Annotated in this window: 21 protein-coding genes; 11 read left to right on the forward strand and 10 right to left on the reverse strand. The window is 35.0% G+C overall.

The features are described from left to right. Positions 1 to 23 precede the first annotated feature (23 nt). From CDOM16189_RS00530 to CDOM16189_RS00540, 3 genes are all read right to left on the reverse strand, one after another. A complete protein-coding gene (locus CDOM16189_RS00530) occupies positions 24 to 2,315 on the reverse strand; it encodes an ATP-binding protein (RefSeq protein ID WP_169973457.1) in 2,292 nt (763 codons plus the stop codon). Between the two features lie 9 nt (positions 2,316 to 2,324). Continuing rightward, positions 2,325 to 3,050, reverse strand: a complete 726-nt coding sequence (locus CDOM16189_RS00535) for a PilZ domain-containing protein (RefSeq protein ID WP_169973458.1) — start codon at positions 3,048 to 3,050, stop codon at positions 2,325 to 2,327. 198 nt (positions 3,051 to 3,248) lie between these two features. Beyond that, positions 3,249 to 3,848, reverse strand: coding sequence for a peroxiredoxin (locus CDOM16189_RS00540; protein WP_169973459.1), 600 nt, complete (start codon positions 3,846 to 3,848; stop codon positions 3,249 to 3,251). Between the two features lie 175 nt (positions 3,849 to 4,023). Between CDOM16189_RS00540 and CDOM16189_RS00545 the strand changes: the two genes are divergently transcribed. The 6 genes from CDOM16189_RS00545 (at position 4,024) to CDOM16189_RS00570 (ending at position 7,332) form a co-directional block, all read left to right on the forward strand. Then, positions 4,024 to 4,308, forward strand: coding sequence for a DUF362 domain-containing protein (locus CDOM16189_RS00545; protein WP_169973460.1), 285 nt, complete (start codon positions 4,024 to 4,026; stop codon positions 4,306 to 4,308). Positions 4,309 to 4,410: 102 nt separating this feature from the next. After that, a complete protein-coding gene (gene ndk, locus CDOM16189_RS00550; protein WP_169973461.1) occupies positions 4,411 to 4,824 on the forward strand; it encodes a nucleoside-diphosphate kinase in 414 nt (137 codons plus the stop codon). 8 nt (positions 4,825 to 4,832) lie between these two features. Next, the gene (locus CDOM16189_RS00555) at positions 4,833 to 5,189 is read left to right on the forward strand and encodes a DUF177 domain-containing protein (RefSeq protein ID WP_169973462.1); all 357 of its coding nucleotides are present in this window, start codon (positions 4,833 to 4,835) and stop codon (positions 5,187 to 5,189) included. Between the two features lie 11 nt (positions 5,190 to 5,200). Then, positions 5,201 to 5,347, forward strand: coding sequence for a 50S ribosomal protein L32 (rpmF, locus tag CDOM16189_RS00560; protein ID WP_122863182.1), 147 nt, complete (start codon positions 5,201 to 5,203; stop codon positions 5,345 to 5,347). 5 nt (positions 5,348 to 5,352) lie between these two features. Continuing rightward, complete coding sequence (plsX, locus tag CDOM16189_RS00565) at positions 5,353 to 6,342, forward strand: phosphate acyltransferase PlsX (protein WP_169973463.1); 990 nt, start codon at positions 5,353 to 5,355, stop codon at positions 6,340 to 6,342. Positions 6,343 to 6,345: 3 nt separating this feature from the next. Then, positions 6,346 to 7,332: a beta-ketoacyl-ACP synthase III gene (locus CDOM16189_RS00570; RefSeq protein WP_169973465.1), complete on the forward strand. Its 987-nt coding sequence runs from the start codon at positions 6,346 to 6,348 to the stop codon at positions 7,330 to 7,332. Between the two features lie 34 nt (positions 7,333 to 7,366). Here CDOM16189_RS00570 and CDOM16189_RS00575 read toward each other — a convergent pair whose 3' ends face one another. Then, positions 7,367 to 8,005, reverse strand: coding sequence for a Crp/Fnr family transcriptional regulator (locus CDOM16189_RS00575; protein ID WP_169973466.1), 639 nt, complete (start codon positions 8,003 to 8,005; stop codon positions 7,367 to 7,369). A gap of 115 nt (positions 8,006 to 8,120) precedes the next feature. Then, positions 8,121 to 9,203 carry a phosphoserine transaminase gene (serC, locus tag CDOM16189_RS00580; protein WP_169973467.1) on the reverse strand — a complete coding sequence of 361 codons (1,083 nt, stop codon included), beginning with the start codon at positions 9,201 to 9,203 and terminating at the stop codon, positions 8,121 to 8,123. 130 nt (positions 9,204 to 9,333) lie between these two features. On the opposite strand from serC, the gene CDOM16189_RS00585 reads away from it, so the two are divergent. From CDOM16189_RS00585 to CDOM16189_RS10000, 5 genes are all read left to right on the forward strand, one after another. After that, positions 9,334 to 10,761 (forward strand): CYTH and CHAD domain-containing protein, encoded by a 1,428-nt coding sequence (locus CDOM16189_RS00585; protein ID WP_169973469.1) that lies wholly within the window; start codon positions 9,334 to 9,336, stop codon positions 10,759 to 10,761. 9 nt (positions 10,762 to 10,770) lie between these two features. Continuing rightward, entirely contained in the window at positions 10,771 to 11,487 is a 717-nt protein-coding gene (ubiE, locus tag CDOM16189_RS00590; protein ID WP_169973471.1) for a bifunctional demethylmenaquinone methyltransferase/2-methoxy-6-polyprenyl-1,4-benzoquinol methylase UbiE, read from the forward strand. Then, entirely contained in the window at positions 11,481 to 12,644 is a 1,164-nt protein-coding gene (gene xseA / locus CDOM16189_RS00595) for an exodeoxyribonuclease VII large subunit (RefSeq protein WP_169973472.1), read from the forward strand. Before ubiE ends, xseA begins: the two co-directional genes overlap by 7 nt. Before the next feature lie 182 nt (positions 12,645 to 12,826). Beyond that, the gene (locus tag CDOM16189_RS09810; RefSeq protein ID WP_349304314.1) at positions 12,827 to 12,985 is read left to right on the forward strand and encodes a DIP1984 family protein; all 159 of its coding nucleotides are present in this window, start codon (positions 12,827 to 12,829) and stop codon (positions 12,983 to 12,985) included. Positions 12,986 to 13,007: 22 nt separating this feature from the next. Further along, positions 13,008 to 13,115, forward strand: coding sequence for a DIP1984 family protein (locus CDOM16189_RS10000; protein ID WP_349304311.1), 108 nt, complete (start codon positions 13,008 to 13,010; stop codon positions 13,113 to 13,115). Positions 13,116 to 13,352: 237 nt separating this feature from the next. Here CDOM16189_RS10000 and CDOM16189_RS00605 read toward each other — a convergent pair whose 3' ends face one another. The 5 genes from CDOM16189_RS00605 to fliF form a co-directional block, all read right to left on the reverse strand. Continuing rightward, the gene (locus CDOM16189_RS00605; protein ID WP_169973473.1) at positions 13,353 to 13,766 is read right to left on the reverse strand and encodes a Fur family transcriptional regulator; all 414 of its coding nucleotides are present in this window, start codon (positions 13,764 to 13,766) and stop codon (positions 13,353 to 13,355) included. Between the two features lie 62 nt (positions 13,767 to 13,828). Next, positions 13,829 to 15,658 carry a 1-deoxy-D-xylulose-5-phosphate synthase gene (gene dxs, locus CDOM16189_RS00610; protein WP_169973578.1) on the reverse strand — a complete coding sequence of 610 codons (1,830 nt, stop codon included), beginning with the start codon at positions 15,656 to 15,658 and terminating at the stop codon, positions 13,829 to 13,831. A gap of 12 nt (positions 15,659 to 15,670) precedes the next feature. Further along, positions 15,671 to 16,495 carry a flagellar assembly protein FliH gene (fliH, locus tag CDOM16189_RS00615; protein ID WP_169973474.1) on the reverse strand — a complete coding sequence of 275 codons (825 nt, stop codon included), beginning with the start codon at positions 16,493 to 16,495 and terminating at the stop codon, positions 15,671 to 15,673. After that, positions 16,492 to 17,523, reverse strand: coding sequence for a flagellar motor switch protein FliG (fliG, locus tag CDOM16189_RS00620; protein ID WP_169973475.1), 1,032 nt, complete (start codon positions 17,521 to 17,523; stop codon positions 16,492 to 16,494). The genes fliH and fliG overlap by 4 nt, the downstream gene beginning before the upstream one ends. Then, the gene (gene fliF / locus CDOM16189_RS00625) at positions 17,523 to 19,217 is read right to left on the reverse strand and encodes a flagellar basal-body MS-ring/collar protein FliF (RefSeq protein ID WP_169973476.1); all 1,695 of its coding nucleotides are present in this window, start codon (positions 19,215 to 19,217) and stop codon (positions 17,523 to 17,525) included. The genes fliG and fliF overlap by 1 nt, the downstream gene beginning before the upstream one ends.

Consider the following 19,217-nt stretch of genomic DNA (forward strand, 5'->3'; position numbering starts at 1 on the left):
GTACTTTGGTACAATGAAACTAATTATTTCCACAAAAGATAGACTTTCTCACCATATATATCACTATTTTTAGGCGCTATTTCAATTTCAGCTATAGTGATATTTTGTATATCATTTTTTAATTTTAGCTCACTGGCTTCATTTTCAAATTTAGCCATAAGCTCCTCTATTTGAGTCTCTATATCAGCCACAGCCTGCTCGCCAAGCTTTACATCATCGCGCTCTTTTAATACTCTATTTGCAGATTTTGCGCCACTTGCAACCTTGCCTAAATTTGTCCTACTTAATAAATTTCTACCAAAAAGAGCTCCGATCAGGCTAGCTCCTACGGATATCGCAGCTTCAAGGCCTGTATTTTTCACATCCCTTTGCTCTTTTTCAAGTTTTAAGACAGCTTTGCCTAATTTTTCCTCAAGCCTTGCTCTCTCTTTTGTAAATTTTTCATTAAGCTTTGCTGTTTCTAGTTCTAAAACTTCATTACACCTATCGCTTAAACGTATAAAAAACTCTTCTTTACTTTCGTTTGGATTTGAATTTAGCCCAAGTGAGCTATAAAGAGTTAGTTTTACATTTCGGTAGATATACTCTTTAAATTTTTTAGTAATCTCTTTAAAATCCTTAACTCCGGTTATTTTAGCAGGAAGCGGCATATAAGAAATTTTTCCTTTTGGCTCACTAGATATGTGAATTTGAACATCCTCGCTAGCCTCACTCCAATCTATATCAGAACAATCATCTTCTAACCTATATAACAAATTTAGATCTTTTGTAAAATCGACTCTCTTTTTGACATCGCAAAACCTAACTTTAGCTTTAGCGTATAAATAACCGTTAGCCTCATTTTCTAGGCTTAAATCATAAATTTGATCTATTGTTTGAGATAAAATTGGTTTTGGATTATTGCTTGAAATTTCACTTTTTGTATTTTTAATATTCAAATAGGCCTTCTTATCTCTCATCAAATTTGAAATTTGCTCTCTACTTAAAGGTCCTTTTAGATAGCTAAGAGCCCATCTTGTAGAGATTACATTAAGTCCGTCATCGTGGATATTTTTAAGCAAGAAATTTCGTTTAGCTAAATTTGAGATTAAATTTTCTATCTCGTTTTTATCCATAGATGAGCCTTGAATCCCGGTCATTCCATCTATTACCCTGGCCTTATCTTGGGCGGTTTGAAGCCTGCCAATAAACCAAGTGCCGATATTACTAAGTCCTTTATAGTCAAGATCGACCGGATTTTGTGTGCTTAAAATTACTCCAAGCCCATGAGCACGAGCCTGTTTTAAAAGAGTTAGCATTGGAGTTTTCGAGGGTGGGTTACCGTTTGGCGGGAAAAATCCAAAAATTTCATCCATATATAAAATCGCCCTAAGCGAGCTTGTTCCCTCTGTTTTTCTCATCCAAGCAATTATCTCGTTTAATAAAAGCGTGACAAAAAACATTCTTTCACTATCATTTAAGTGAGAAATAGTAAAAATATTACATTTTGCTTTACCCTCTTTTGTAAAGAGCATCTTTGAAATTTCAAGCCTCTCTCCATTTAGCCAAGCACGAAAATCAGGGCTTGCCAAAAGAGTATTAAGCTTAACGGCAAGCTTCATTCTCTCGCTAGATGGATAAAATTTCTCAATATCAAAAACACCAATTTTATTAAACGGCGGCTCAGCTATGAAGCCAATGAGTTCTTCTAAACTAAGATCCTCTTTTAATCCGAATTTATTCACAAAAATATTTGATATTAAAAGATGCTCTTTTGAATTTATATCTATATCTATACCAATTAGTGACAAAACCGAGCTAGTGAGCGAGCTTATATACTCAGAAATTTCCTCCTCATTCTCTATATTTGGACATATAAAATCCCCAAGAAGAGCAACGCTAAGGCCAGAAGAGCTTTTTGGAGTATAAATTTTAAACTCCGCACTATCTTTAAAAAGCCTAATTCTATCTAAGCTTTGAAATGAATTTTCTATTCCGTTTTTCCATGCTTCAGCCTCTTTTTGAGCCAACCGGGATCTGCTTAAGCCTTTGTTTTGCGCCTCATTTTCATCCATATATGGCAAAAAATCATCCGCCTTCATCTCATCAAAGGCTAAAAGCAAATTCGTCATATCACCCTTGGGGTCTATGATAAAAGATGGGATATTGTCTATGCAAGCCTCTTCTAAAATACCTATACCAAGACCCGTTTTCCCGCTACCAGTCATTCCTATAATAGCAGCATGTGTTGTTAGATCCTTATTTTTATACAAAAACGGCTCTTTGTCCTTTAGTCCTATATAAAATAGTTTTAAATTCTCTTGTATAGATTTCATATAATCTCTTTATTGGTATAGACTTAGTTGCTCTTTTAGCTCTTTTACAGTATCTTTTACACGCTCTTTAGTAAATTGATTTATAGTTTCTTGAATATCTTGCCCTTCTATAATTTGACAACAGTACCTTACGGCACCCCTATAAACAAGCTCTACTATCAGTTTCAAATCCACTTCTATATCTTTTATCTCTTTGGTTGCAGGAATTTCTAGGACAAATTTGGCTTTTATAACACCTCCGCTTCTAAATGTGCCGCAATTTGTGCTAATTACTCCTATTCCGCCCTCTGAAATATCATATAAATTCCCCTGAATTTCTCCATTTTCATCACTTAGAATAACTTTGGTATAGCGATTTGGATAGACTCTTTGGAATTTTCTTAAATTTGCATGCAGGTTATTTGCGTATGTGAAATTTTTTAAAGTTACAGTAGAATTTGCTATATCTACAGAAACTATATCAGCTACTATATTTTTTGCAAAATACTCATCTTGCACTATATAGGCATTTCTCTCCTCTTTCATAGCCAAAATCTGCATAAGATTAACTTCGCATACGACATACTCATTTTCAATGGACAAAACTTTACCGAAACACTCTACTTTTACACCATTATATAAATTTAAAAAATGCACAGAGTGATTTTTGTTAATAATTTTTTCAAAAACATCAATCGCTCTTTCAAGTATTATGGCCTTGCCGCCAATGAAACTAAAATGTAGATCTTTGTTCATCTATTCATCCCCTATAATCCATAAAAGAGTAGAAACTATTAATTATAGTAAAAATTTCTTATTTTTTTTATTAAATTATTGAAAAAATGTAACTTGGATTTAGAAAAAATACTTATAAATTTTAAAATTTTATAAGAATATAAAAAGAGGCGGATATTCCACCTCTTTATCTTTTGTATAAAAAATATAGTTGAAAGATTATAGTTTATCTGCATTGTGCGCTAGATAGTCAGCTACTCCAGCCGTATCAGCTTTCATACCCTTATCACCCCTATTCCATCCTGCTGGGCAAACCTCGCCATGCTCGTTTGTAAATATCATAGTATCAACCATTCTTATCATCTCGTCTATATTTCTTCCAAGAGGCAGGTCATTTACTACTGCATGGCGAACCGTGCCGTCTTTATCCAATAAGAAAGATCCGCGCAGTGCAACACCGGCCTCATCAATTAACACGTCAAATCCGCGTGCAATCTCTTTTGTCATATCAGCTACTATAGGGAAGCGAACTTGACCTATTCCGCCTTTGCTTACTGGAGTCTCTTTCCATGCAAAATGGGAGAATTGATTATCGCAAGATACAGCTATAACCTCTATACCACGAGACTTAAACTCATCATATCTCTTATCAAATGCTATTATCTCACTTGGGCAAACAAAGGTAAAATCCATTGGATAGAAAAATACTACAGCGCCTTTTTCGCCAATATTTTTATATAGGTTAAAATCATTTACGATTTGATTATTACCTAAAACTGCTGCAGCTGTAAAATCAGGTGCTTTTTTTGTTACTATCATTATTTCTCCTTAATAAATAATTTTTATTATTGGCGAAATTATATCGTCTCAAGTTTAATAATAGATAAATTTTGTATTTTTACAAATTTAAATCTAAAAAATAAAATTTTTTTTTTTATATCAAATTTAAAAATATTTTGATATTGTTACGAAAATTTTAATTTAAGGAGAAAAAATGTCAGTAAAAATTACAGATATTTGTATCAGTTGCGGATCGTGTATAGACGAATGTCCGGTAGAAGCCATAGTGGATGATAGCGATAATCCAACCGGAGAAGATATATACTATGTATACGCAGATAAATGCGTAGAATGCGTAGGACACAATGACGAGCCAGCCTGTGCATCAGCCTGTCCGACCGACGGCTGTATCGTATGGGATATGCCTTACGAAGGCCAGCCGTCACGCAGTGAAATTGGCGCAGACATGAGAAAGGGCGAAACTGCTGTTATAGCTTAAAATTTTAAAAAATAAGCCCGAAAAAGGGCTTATTTTGTTTTTAATAATTTTTTTGATATAATCCCCTCTCTTAAAACAAAATAAACAATACAAGGAAATTTTATGCAAAGAACACTTTCTATCATAAAGCCTGATGCTGTAAAAAAAGGCGTAATCGGTAAAATAGTAGATAGATTTGAAAGCAACGGACTTAGAATAGCTGCTATGAAAAAAATTAGACTGAGCAAATGCGATGCTAAGAAATTTTATGCAGTTCATTCAAAGAGACCATTTTTCAATGATTTGGTTGAATTTATGACTAGCGGACCAGTTGTTATTATGGTTCTTGAGGGAGAAAATGCGGTAGCTAAAAATAGAGAGCTAATGGGCGCAACAAATCCTAAAGAAGCCGCTCCTGGAACTATTAGAGCCGATTTTGCAGAAAATATTGATGCAAATGCGGTCCATGGAAGCGACAGTCTAGAAAATGCAAAAATAGAAATTGAATTTTTCTTTGCATCCAGAGATATCTGCTAAGGAAAATTTTGAAAATAGCATTTGCAAAAATTGCAAACAATCAAATTCCGTTTGATATAAAAAGAGAAAATCTTAGCTTTAGCGGAAATTTAAAAAGAATAAATTCCAATCTAGTAGAGTGTAAAGCTCTAATAAGTGGCAATATGAGCCACAACTGCGATAGATGTGGCGAAGATATAATACTAAGTCCAAAAGAGAATTTAAATCTACTTATAAGTGATGGGATTTATAAAGATAGCGAAGAAAAACTTGAAGATGTTATCGAATTTTTCGACGGATATATAGATTTAGAAGAGATATTATCAAGTGAAATAGAGGCTTTTAAAAGCGACTATTTCTACTGTAAAAATTGTGAAAATTTATAAAGGAGAGTAACATGGCAGTACCTAAGAGAAGAGTGAGTCATACACGTGCAGCAAAACGTAGAACACACTATAAAGTAACACTTCCTATACCTGTTAAAGATAAAGACGGTTCATGGAAAATGCCTCATCGTGTAAATAAAACAACCGGTGAGTACTAAAAAATATGACAAGCATTTGCATTGATGCAATGGGCGGGGACTTTGGTCCTAAACCAATAATAGAGGGTGTTGTAGAGGCTTTAGAAACTGTTAAATTTAGTGCTGTTTTGGCAGGAAAAGAAGAAGTTTTAAAACCTCTAGTACCATCTCATCTACAAAAATACATAAGCTACATAGAAGCAACCGAAACAATATCAATGTCTGATGGTGCCACAAATGCACTAAAGAAAAAAGATAGCACAATATATAAGGCTATAGAACTCCTAAAAAACAAAGAAGTTAAAGCAGTAGTTTCGGCAGGTCATAGCGGTGCCACAATGAGTCTAGCTACTCTTAGAGTAGGTAGAATCCAAAACGTATTACGCCCTGCGATTGCTACGCTTATGCCAAATGTTTTAGGCAAAAAAACTCTTGTAATGGATGTCGGAGCTAACGTAGATTGTAAAGCGGAACATCTTTTTCAGTTTGCAATCATGGGCGAAGCTTATGTCAAAGAAATTCTTAAAATAAAAAAACCAAAAATAGGACTTCTTTCTAACGGAGAAGAAGAAAGCAAAGGCAATGAAGTCACAAAAGAAACATTTGCTCTCATGTCTAAGCTAGATTGTTTCGTAGGTAATGTTGAAGGCAATCAAATTTTTGACGGTAGCGTAGATGTCGTGATATGCGATGGATTCGTAGGAAATATCCTGTTAAAAACAAGCGAGGGCGTAGCTGACGCCATAACAAAAATAATAAAAAAACATGTCAAAAAATCACCTATAGCGATAGCTGGCTCCCTTTTGATGAAAAAAGTTTTTAAAACTTTAAAACAGCAAGTCGATTACGATGAATACGGAGGAGCGCCACTACTTGGCGTAGATGGTTGTGTAATCATAAGCCATGGTAAAAGCAATGCAAAAGCTATAAAAAACGCTATATTTCAAGCTCTAAATTTTGCAGACTCAGAGATAAATAAAGTTATCAAAGACGAGCTTTTAAGCTTTGCAAGGTAACTGATGAAAAAATCCTCTCTTATCTCAATCGGCGCTTATGTTCCAAAGGACACTCTTACAAATTTTGACCTTGAAAAAATGGTCGAAACAAGCGATGAGTGGATTGTGAAACGCACAGGAATTCATACCAGACACATTGCAACAGGTGAAATTACGAGTGAAATAGCCACAAAAGCTGCTTTAGTAGCAATTCAAAGAGCGGATATTGATATTAAAGAGATAGATGCTATCATATGCGCCACGATTAGTCCGGATCACTTTTGCATGCCGTCAACAGCTTGTAAAATAGCTAAAAAATTAGGATTAGAAGGAATAACAGCATTTGATATAAGTGCTGCTTGCACAGGCTTTATCTACCTTCTTGAGCTTGCAAAATCTCTTGTAGAAAGCGGTGCTAAAAAAAACGTCCTAATTATAGGAGCGGAAAAATTAAGTTCAATAGTTGATTACAGCGACCGCAGCACCTGCATACTTTTTGGAGATGGCAGCGGAGCAGCCATAATAAGCGCTAGAGATGATAATGAGATCTTGGATGTCCATACGGCAAGTGATGGAAATTTTGCTGATCTACTTATAACTCCAGGTGGAGGTAGTGCCAATCCGGTATCGCAGGCTATGCTTGAAAATAAACTAAATTTTATTCATATGGCCGGAAATGAGGTCTTTAAAATCGCAGTGCAAACACTTACAAAAAGTGTTATAGATATACTTAATAAAAATGGCATTACAAGTGATAAAGTAGATCTTTTTATACCTCATCAGGCAAATTTACGTATCATAGAAGCTGTCAAACAAAGACTAAATTTTACAGATAGTCAATGTGTAGTCACTGTAGGAAAATACGGAAATACAAGCGCGGCATCAATACCAATGGCTATAAATGATGCTTACGAAGAAGGAAGGCTTAAAAATGGAGATCTTATACTCCTTGATGCTTTTGGCGGTGGATTTACATGGGGAAGTGCACTGCTAAAATTTGGCGGCAGATAGAATCTACTAAAATTTTTCGCTTCTTTAAAAATTTTTAAGTCTCATACAACTCTTTAAGCTTATCATGATTTAGTATCTTGATATTCTTATTTGCATCGATAGATATATATCCATTTTTCTTAAATTTTGTAATTACCCTTGAAAAGGTCTCAGGAGTGGTATTTAACATTTGAGCTATTTGAGCATATTTTTTAGAAGGAAGACCATCTTGATATTCACTTATAAAAAGCGCTATCTTACCCTCTACTCCAAGAGCGATTTCTCTATGAAGCATACCCTGTACGAGTCTAAAATTTTCAGACAAAGATTTAATAATCTCCATGCATAAATTTGCATCGCTCATAAAATTTTTCTTAAATTTATCAAAATCTATCATTAAAACCTCAGAATCTTCGACAAAAACCGCAGAGCCGTTAAAAGGCGTATCTCCAAAATTTGCAAATTTTGCCACAGGAGAGACCGGTAAAAATTCATGAACGAACACCTCTTTACCTTTTGGAGAGGTTTTGTATATTTTAATCCTGCCCTTAAGCAATACATAAAACCACTTAGGAACCTCTCCCTCCATAAATAAGAATTCATCTTTATTGTAGCGTCTTATTATGCTTATGCCCTCAAGTTTATTAATCTGTTCATCTGTTAATGTTCTAAAAATTTCAATATCTTTTAGCATAACCAACCCCTTTATTTGGCATTTTATAAAATCTAAAATTAATTTTCAATACTTACTAGCTAAATCGTATATAAAAATGCCAAATTTATAAAAATAATCACAAATAGACTTAAAATTATCCATTCTTTCTAGCAAATTCGTTCATAAACTCAACCAAAGTTTTCACATCATTTAGGCTCACTACGTTATAAATTGAAGCACGAATTCCGCCCAAATGACGGTGTCCTTTAAGCCCTAGCATTCCCGCCTTTTCCGCCTCGGCAACAAAAATAGGCTCAAGCTCGGCATTTGCGGCAATATTGTAGCTTACATTCATAACCGAGCGATCAGTCTTCCTTGCATGCCCCTTATAAAATCCTTTAGAATTATCAATAGCATCATACAGTAAAGCCGCCTTTGCCGCATTTCTCTCTTTTGCGGCTACAAGACCGCCCTGCTCAAGCAGCCATCCCATAGTAAGATCAAGAAGATAGATGCCAAATGTCGGAGGAGTATTATATAGCGACTTGGCGTCTGTATGAGTTTTATATCTAAGCATGGTAGGCACTCTATCGTTATCAAGACGCTCGGCAAGATCTTTGCGAATTATTACTACTGTCACACCGCTTGGGCCGGCATTTTTTTGCGCCCCTCCATACAATAGACCAATATCTGTAAAATCAAGAGGTTCTGAAAAAAAGTCACTACTAGCATCTATGACAAGCGGTGCCTTGCTCTTTGGAAGGCTTTTATACTGAGTGCCGTAAATTGTATTATTTGTGCAAATATAAGCATAATCTGCATCATCGCTAAATTTTATATTCTCCGGGATGCGGTCAAATTTCGTATCTTCAGAGCTTGCAACAACTTTATGATTTATACCAAGAAGTTTGGCTTCTTTTATGGCTTTATTGGTCCATACTCCGGTATTTACATACTCTGCTGTTCCGCCCATAGATAAATTTAAAGGCACCATCGCAAACTGCAAATGCGCTCCGCCTTGCAAAAATAAAATTTCATACTCATCGCCAAAGCCGTAAAGCTTCCTTATCTTATCCATCGCCCCAAAATGAACCTCTTCAAATGTTTTGCTCCTATGGCTTATCTCCATTATAGAAAAGCCATTGTTTTGGTAGCTTATAAGCTCTTTTTGAGCATGTTCCAATACACTTAGAGGTAGTCCGCTTGGTCCTGCGCTAAAATTTATCTTTCTATTCACGAAAACTCCTTTAAAATTTTCTATAATTTATCACAATTTGAGTTAAAAATTAATTTCATAAGACTAAAATCGCAAATTTACAATTTAAGCTAGCTTTTGATACAATTAAAAATAGTTTAAGGAGCTATATTTGGTCTTAGAGATAGAACGTAAATTTGTATTAGACGGTATTTTAGCTATTAATGCTCTTAAAAGAGATGGTATTTTACTAGATAGCAAAAATGTAATGCAGTTTTATACCAAAATCACACCCCTTGAAGAGATTAGATTTCGTAAATCAGAAAATAATCTTACCATGACTAAAAAAATCGGAAAAGGAATGGTAAGGCAAGAATTTGAAGAGATTTGCGATGAAAAATCATACAAAAAAGCTTTTAAAAACTCTATAGCAATGCCAATAGAAAAAGATAGATTTGAGTTTAAGATAAATAATCTCCCTGCAAATATCGATATTTACAAAGGCGCATTAGAAGGATTAGTTACGCTTGAAATAGAATTTTTAAAAGTAGAGGATGCAAATAATTTTATAATGCCTGATTTTTTAGCCAATCATATCACATCTGAAATCACTGAAGACGAACGATACAAAAATAAAAATTTAGCTCTATTTGGTATACCGGATATGAAATTTGATGTTAAAAAAGCATTAGAAATTTTAGATACAAACAAAGATATAAAGCTGTCTTTTCCGAGCTCAATTCGTTCAATAGATGCTGCAAGAGTGCTATTTTTTCAAATTTATAAATTTATAGAATTTCATAAAGAAGAGTATCTAAAAACAAGTAATGAAGAGGAGCTTCATCAGATAAGAGTAAATCTACGCAAAACACGTTCTTTACTTAAACTATTAAATAAAATTTTTGATGAGAAGCTAACGGTTCATTTTAGTAAAAATTTTAAAGTTCTAGCCAACTCTACTAATACAAAACGAGATATAGACGTATTTTTAGAGTTTTTAAAAAAACAAAAAAAAGCCAAAACAATAACTCAAATTTTAGAAAATATAAAAAATAGACAAAACGACGAAATAAAAGCTATATTAAGCAGTCTTCAAAGCAATGAAATTTTTAGGGATTGGGAGATATTTTTAAAAGAGGATAGCGATTTTTACAAAGGCGAAGACTACGATAAGCCTATTAAAAAAATTGTAGCAAAGGCAATTAGAACTCAAATTTTAAAGTTAAAAAAAGATCTTTTAATGCTTAATAGTGATCGAGAAAACGCTATTTTCCACGAAACAAGAATAGAGCTAAAGAGGCTTAGATATCTATTTGAAAACTTCATCGATCTCTTTGCAATTAGATCTCTTGAAAAATGCAAAGATAGAGCAAAAGAGATTCAAGAGCTCTTTGGTGACTTGCAAGATAGAGATATATGGTTACTTATCTTAGATAATATTGAAAAAGAGCAAGGCATTGACGATCAAGCAATAGCAAAATTGAAAAGTAAAATTTACAAGCAAATTTTTAAGATAAGAGATGAGATTTTAAAAGAAAAGATAAAATTTATTAAAAATTTAAGCAAAGTTTCCAAAAATTTAAAAATTTATTACAACTAGAGAAAGAGAATGCAAAAACAAGAAAAAATAGTTCAGATGTTTAATGAAATTGCTCCGACTTACGACCTTGCAAACAGAGTTTTGAGTATGGGTGTAGATATTAGGTGGCGTAAGATAGCCTGCAAAATAGTGCTTGAAAAATTCAAAAATCAAAGTATAAACATAGTCGATGTCGCATGCGGCACCGGTGATATGATGGGTTTTTGGAAAAATATGGCAAATAAATTTAATGTGAAAATCAACTCTTTGACAGGCATAGACCCATCAAGTGGTATGCTTGAAGTTGCTAAGCAAAAATTTCCAGAGTTTAAATTCATAGAGGCTCTGGCAACTAATACATCATTAGATGATGCAAGCACAAATGTATTAAGTATAAGTTACGGAATTAGAAATGTGGTCGAAAGAGAGGCTGCGCTAAAAGAATTTAATAGAATATTAAAAAATGGCGGATATATCGTTGTTTTAGAGTTCACAAAAAGAAAAAAATCTGGCTTTCTAACAAAAATAAGAGATTTTTATCTAAGTAAAATTTTGCCTAAGATAGGTGGATTTATATCTAAAAACCAAGAGGCCTACGAGTATCTGCCAAGCTCCATAGAAAATTTCTTAGACACCGAAAGCTTTGTGGATGAGTTGCGAAAAGCGGGATTTGAAATCGAAGTTTGTAAAAGTTTTTCGATGGATATTTCTACACTTTTTGTAGCCAGGAAATTTAAAAATTGCTAAGCGTAAGCGAACTAAACGAGCAGGCTAAAACCCTGCTTGAAACGACATTTTCATACGTTGAGGTAGAAGGAGAAATCTCTAGACTTACCAAACATGCCTCAGGACACTGGTATTTTACGCTAAAAGATGCCAAAGCCTCAATTTCTGCGGTAATTTATAAATTTAACAATGAAAAGCTGAAATTTGATATAAAAGACGGCATGAAAGTTATAATTTATGGCAAAATTTCCCTCTACTCCCCGAGTGGTAGCTATCAGCTTATAGCCACTTCTATTAGACCGAGCGGAGATGGAGAGCTTGAGCTCGCATTCAAGCAGCTTAAAGAGAGGCTTGAAAAAGAAGGGCTTTTTGAAATTTCAAATAAAAAAAGTCTGCCTAAATTTCCTAAAAAAATAGGCATCATAACCTCTAAAACCTCAGCAGCTCTACAAGATATGCTAAAAATTATCAATCAAAGATGGATACTTAGTGAAATTTTCATATTCGACTCATTAACTCAAGGCGAAAACGCCCCAAAGGCTCTTATAAAAGCTCTTAAAAAGGCTGATAGCTACGGACTTGACGTAATAGTCTTGGCTAGAGGAGGCGGAAGCAGAGAGGATCTATGGTGCTTTAACGATGAATGCTTGGCACGTGAAATTTATATATCTAAAACACCTATAATAAGCGCGATAGGACACGAGATAGACTATGTTATCACAGATTTTGTGGCTGATTTTAGAGCACCCACTCCAAGTGCCGCTATGACTTCACTACTTCCGGATATGAATGAATTTATGCAGATGATAGATAGATACTTAGATGCAATTGATATAGCGATTAAAAGAGTGTTTGAGCGCAAAGAAAGCAGTTTAAATATGCTTAAAAACCGTCTATCAAAGCAAATTTTAGAACAAAAAATAGATCACAAATATCAAATTTTAAATAATTTAAATTTAAAACTAAAAAATGCTCTAAATCTAAAAATACTAAAATTTGAGAATCAAATATCGATTCTAAATAAAAGCTTTATGCAACAAGAGGGGTTTTTTGATCAAATTTCATCATTTGTAAGAGTTTTAAAAGATGGCAAAATGACCAATTTAAACGAGTTAAAAAAAGATGATGAGGTTATCTTAAGTTCAATTGCAACGACTAAAAAAGCAAAAATTTTATAATTTCTATCATATAAATTAAGATGAAATTAGCAGAAGCTCTAATTCTACACTCCGATCTACAAAAACGAATCAAACAGCTTCACATTAGACTAAACAATAATGCCAAAGTTCAATAAAATGATACTCCTCCAAAAGAACTCTCAAGGGAGCTTAATGAGAATACAGAAGAGTTAAATTTATTAATTAAGAAGATAAATAAGACAAATTGCGAAGCTCAAATTGAAGGGGTAGCCTTAGTGGATTTGATAGCGGATCGTGACACTTTGGGGTTAAAAGTAAATATACTTAAAAATTTCATCGCAACTGCCAGCCAGAAGATAGATATGTATTCTAATAAATAGATTAAGATCTTAAGCAGTGTTGATGTGTCAAGCCTGCAAAAAACAGATCGACAGGATATCAAAGGAGATAAGACAGATCGACACTAAACTACAGATGGCAAATTGGCAAATAGACTTAATAGAAAAATAGAAAATTTTGGATGTAGGTATTAAAAGGCGAGTATAATTTTTTGGCAAAGATGGCACGGAGAAGCTATAGTAAAGACAGTAATCCTAGTACATTAAAAAGTGTAATGTAAATGCGTAATATCACTACCATATACTGATTTTGATACCGAGGGCGGGTTTGGGGCTAAAAATTTAAATCAAAATATTAAAGAAAGCGATATGGGTGAGAGCCTCTCACCCTAATTAAGAGATACTAGAATTATTTATTACAGTATTTACAATTTTTTACAGTTACTAGTACATTTAGTTTTTCAACGAAATTTCCGAGCTTTTTCTCTAAATTTTCCTTATATTCGTCAAGTAAGGCATCATTGTAGCTCATATCGCTTACTTCGCCACAACCTTGACAAACAACGTGTATATGAGGATGCTCAAAGATATCGTATTTAGCCTTTTGATTTGGCATATTAACCTCTACTACCAATCCCTCGTCTTTTAGTGTATTTAGGTTTTTATACACGGTAGCTAACGATACAGATGGATTTTCAACCAAAATTTCCTCATATAGCTCATCTATAGTAGGATGCATATGACGATCTAGAATTTTCAAGACGCTGATTCTTTGTGGAGTGGCTTTTAGTCCGCGCTCTTTTAGTAAATTTATATAATTCATATAACTCCCTTTTAATTTTTTCTAACTATACAAAAAAATTATTTAAAAGTTCTTTATACTTATTAATATAAATTATCTTTTAGTATTTTTTCAGAAATACTATGCGGATCTAGCCCTAATCCCTTCTCAACTTCACTTGTATTACCATGCTCTATAAATTTATCTCCATACTCAAAACTAATAACTCTCACATCATATATAGCTTCATCTTGTAAAAATGCGCTTAAAATTTCAGCTACTCCGCCCTTTTTAGCACTATCTGAGAAAACATACCAAACCTTTTTATCCTTGGCTAAATCCAACAAAAGCTCTCTGTCAAGCGGTTTTACGAATACCAAATCCACAAGAGTCGGATTAAATTTATCCCCTAAGGCCTTTTTGACCAAATTTGCACGCCCTACTCCATTTCCATATCCTATAAACGCCACTTTTGAATCTGTTTTAGATAAAATTTCACTTTTGCCAAATTTAATCTCTTTTGACTCAAATTCCCCATCTTCTAGCAAGAAGCTTCCTCGAGGATATCTAAATGCACAAGCCCCTTGATGTTTGTAGGCATATTCCATTATCATTTTAAAATTATCCGCGGATCTTGGAGCAAAAATAGTCATATTTGGTATCACATTAAGGTAGCCTACGTCAAAGGCTCCCTGATGAGTCTCTCCATCCTCTCCTACTATTCCTGCTCTATCCATAGCGAAAACTACATTTAGATTCATAATACAAGCATCGTGTATGACCTGATCAAAGGCACGTTGAAGGAATGTCGAATATATAGCGATAAAAGGCTTAAATCCCTCTTTTGCCATAGCTGCCATAGATGTTACCGCGTGCTGCTCTGCTATCGCAACATCCCAAAAACGCTCAGGAAATTTCTCAATAAGCGCATCCATGCCCGTTCCGGTAGGCATTGCCGCAGTTACTCCAACCACATTTTCATACTTTTGTGCAAGTTCTAACAAATTCTCTGAAAAGAGCGCAGTGGCTGATTTTGGCGCACTTTTTTTAATACTCTCACCACTTTTTAGATCAAATGGTCCAACTCCGTGCCAGTTAGCATAGTGACCTTCAGCCTTCTCATATCCCTTGCCTTTTAGAGTTTGGGCATGGACAATAACCGGCTTTTTCATAACCTTTGCCACTTCAAATGCATCTATCACAGCTCTTATATCATGCCCATCTACAGGGCCTATATACTCAAGCCCAAGCTCCTCAAAAAACATGCCAGGAGTTATGAGACGTATTCCCTCTTCCATCCTGCGCGCCATATATGCTGCTCCATCAGGCATATAGCTCAAAAATTTTTCAACTCTACTTTTAAATTTCTGATATGGCTGACCTGCCATCATCTGGCTTAAATACTTACTAAGCGCTCCTATAGGCTTACTTATGCTCATCTCGTTATCGTTTAGGATTATCACACAGGGATATTTTCTATCGCCAAGCTCATTTAAAGCCTCATAAGCCATTCCGGCACTCATAGAGCCATCGCCTATTAGAACTACTGGCAAACGATCTTCGTTTTTAAGCCTTATAGCCTTTGCGGCACCTACGGCCAAAGATATTGAAGTGGAGCTATGACCTGCTATAAAATAGTCATATTTACTCTCATTTGGTTTAGTATATCCACTTATACCGCCAAATTTACGCAAACTATCAAAGTTATCCCAGCGATTTGTTAGAAGCTTATGAGCATAGCTTTGATGACTAACATCAAAGATAAACGGGTCTTTTTCTTTGTCAAATACATAGTGCATAGCTACTATAAGCTCAACTGCACCAATATTTGAGCTAAGATGCCCTCCATTTTTACTGACGGTATCTAAAATTTTGCCTCTTATCTTATTACAAAGCTCCTCAAGCTCTTCTGTTTTCATAGATTTCAAATTTATATCATTCATATACTATTCGCCAATTATCCTTTTTATCTTTTCAAACCTAGCCTCAATGGTTCCATCAAGATTTCCAGCATCGCTCATTACTATAACACCACCGACATTTATAGCTTCATCAGCTACAATTTCTATGTTTTCGCTGGCTCCAAACTGCTCTTTTAAAAACTCAAAATCTTTGATACTAACTCTAATCTGTAGCTTTTTTGCCTCATTAAGCTCTTTTATTAAAGATTTTGCAAGCGAATAAGCGACACTTGATGAATTTGATGAAATCTCTTTTTTTACAATCTCTTTTGCAATCTCAATCGCCGTATTTGATAGCTCATTTTCACTGGAGCTTAAAAAATCTTCAAATTTAGCAGCTTCACTATCTAGTTTAGTAACTGAATTTAGATATCTTGACTCAAGTGATTTTAATTCGCTATCAAATTTAGCTCTAGCCTCTTCAAAACCCTGTTTAAGTCCCTCTTCTTTGGCTCTTGTAGTTTCATTTTCAAGACGCTTTGCAAATTCACTCTCTTGATTTTCTATCTGCATTTGAAGTTTTATTATATTTCCAGAAAGCTCATCCGTGCGCTTTAAAAGCTCTTCTACGAAATTTGACTCTATTCTTGGATCTTGTGAAATCGGTATTTGTGGGCTATTTTTTACGGGATGATCAAAATTTGTAGCCAAATCGGCTCTATTTAAATTTTCAACATTGCTATGATTTTTATCTATGTGCTCATTTTCGTGGTTTTCATTGGTCTTTTTCTCTTGACCTAAAACCTTAAATCTATAGCTCTCTACAAAATGACTTTTGGTCTCTTCGTTGGTTATTACGCTGCTTCTCATTCTATCATCTCTTCTGCCTCGCCGACTTGGAATACTCCTTGATCAGCCAGGGCTTGTACCTGTTCTACTATGCGGCGCTGAGCCTCTTCTACGTCTTTTACGCGAACGGCTCCGAGGTATTGCATCTCTTCTTTAAACGCTTCGCTTGCGCGCTGAGACATACTACCCATAAATTTCTCTTTAAGTGCATCTCCAGAACCCTTAAGGGCTATCATAAGATCCTTTTTGTCGACATTTTTAAGAATTTCTCTAATTGCTGTTTGATTAAGTGTATTAATATCTTCAAACGTAAACATAAGCTCTTTAATAGTAGTGGCAAGCTTATCATCGACATCCTCGATATATTCGATAGTGGATTTTGAGGCCTTTTGACCAAGACGGTTAAGCACCTCCGCAACAGCTCTTGGACCGCCAACTTCAACCTTATACGAAGTAAGGCTTTCAAGTTTGCCTTCAAGCACTGTTGATACACGCTTGATCACAGATGGGCTAATATCGCCCAAATTCGCCATTCTAATCACAACCTCGCTTCTAAGTTCGTCCGACAAAAACGAAAGTGTCTCGGCGGCACTAGTCGGATCCATGTGTGCTAAAATCAAAGCGATGGTTTGAGGATGCTCTTTCATAATAAAATCGGCAAGCTGTTGAGGTTTAATTTTAGTTAGATATCCAAAACTCTTTGAACTCTCCATGCTTTTTGCAAGCTTGTCAAGAATTTTTTGTGCAGTCTCAGGACCAAAGGTACGATAAAGAATCTCTTTGGCATACTCTAAGCCACCGCTTCTCATATATTGATTTGACTGCATTAGAGCGTAAAATTCCTCCAAAACGGCCGCTGCTACTTGTTTATCAACACTTTTTGCAGTCGCTATATATCTTGAAATTTCTGTGATAACATCAACTTCCATATGCGAAAATAAAAGAGTGGTGGCATCTTCTCCAAGCTGTATAAGCAGTATCGCAACTTTTTCAGGCATCGAGAGATCATCATAAGTCATCTTTTGTTGTTCGGTTAAGCTAGTCGCCATTAAAAGTCCTTGCGGTTACTAAAGTCAGAGTCGTTTTTAACCATATCCTGAAGCAATACAGAAACCTCTTCACTTCGCTCCTGTATAATCAGCTTCATCTTCTCAAGTAGCACATCATACCTAAGCTCATCTTCATTAAAATCACTTCCGATTCCAAGCTGCTCTTCAACCTTTTTCTTAGCTGCTTTAAATTTCTCTAAGGCATCCTCGCTATCCTCAAGATCTACTATATCATCTTGCATATCAGGCTCTTCTTCTTTGATATTTTGAAGCATCTTTTCCATAAACGGAACGATGACTTTTTTGTAAAATATAAATAATAAAATTCCGACAAATATATATTTAAATATAGGCATAAAAGGATTTACATAGGTATCAAAAAACGAATTTACTTTATTTGCAGGAGTATCTGTGCCAGGTCTTTGGAATTCAAAGTTACTTACAGTTACTTCATCACCCCTATTTGTATCAAATCCCACCGATTGCTTTATAAGCGCACTAATCTTATCTAACTGCTCATTTGTAAGAGGAGTATATACGATCTCTTTAGTTAAATTTCCGTTTTCATCTCTTTTATTCTCATATCTACCATCCACTACTACAGCAGCGCTTAAGCGCTTGATAGTAGCGAATTGATCTTTGATACGCATAACTTTTTTTGAAATTTCATAGTTTGTAGTAGATGAGCTCTTAGAATACTGCTCCTCAAGCTTTTTATCATCTATCCCTTCAACCGGACCTATATTGCTAACAGCACCAGGAACACCTTGGACTTCGCGCTCTTTAGAGCCTTGTCGCTTCTCTTCTACGCTCTGTTCGCTTCTTGCTACAGAATTTGGATCAAAGGTCTCGCTCTCACTATCTTTTCTGGCAAAATCAAAGTCTATAGTTACCTTGGCTACTACTTTATGAGTGCCTCCAACTATAGGGGAAAGAACGTTTATAATCTTTTGCTCAAGTGCGTTTTCCGACTCTCTTTTATATTTTATCTGCTGATTTATCTGATCGCTATCGTATTCGCCATCCTCTTCGCCAAGAGGAATTCCATCTTGATTTACTATCTTTACATTTTGAGTGCTTAAATTTGCAACTGCAGCCGAAACTAAATTTTTAATACCTGAAATCTGCTTTAAATTTAAGCTATTTCCGGTTTTTAAATTTAATACTATTGAAGCCGAAGGCGGGGTAGTTCTTTCTGTAAATAGAGTCTCTTTTGGTATGGCTATGCGCACCATAGCCTTTTCTATAGGTGCTAGGCTCTCTATTGTCCTAGCAAGCTCACCCTCTAAAGCTCTTTGAAATTTTACCTTTTGTTCAGAGTCGGTAGCTCCGAATTCTTGTTTGTCAAAGATCTCAAAGCCTACTTTATTATCCTTTAAAATACCCAAGGATGCTATCGAAATTCTCTCTTTGTAAACATCTTGATTTGGGACTAAAATAGTGCCTTCATTGTAAATTTTATATTTAACCCCGTCTTTTTCAAGCTGCTGAATAATAAGTGCCGAGTCGCTAGGATTAACACTCTCAAAAAGAACGCTATATCCGTCATAGTTTGTCTGAGAGCTTTTATAAATGCTTAAAAAGACTAAAAATCCAACCACAAGCACGACAGAACTTGCCGCAACTATGCGCTGTCTTATAGAGAGGCTCTGATAAATGTGTCCGATTTGTTGAAATGCGGTTTTAAAATCCAT

Origin of the sequence: Campylobacter sp. RM16189 (genome assembly GCF_012978815.1) — a bacterium.
Taxonomy (GTDB): Bacteria; Campylobacterota; Campylobacteria; order Campylobacterales; family Campylobacteraceae; genus Campylobacter_A.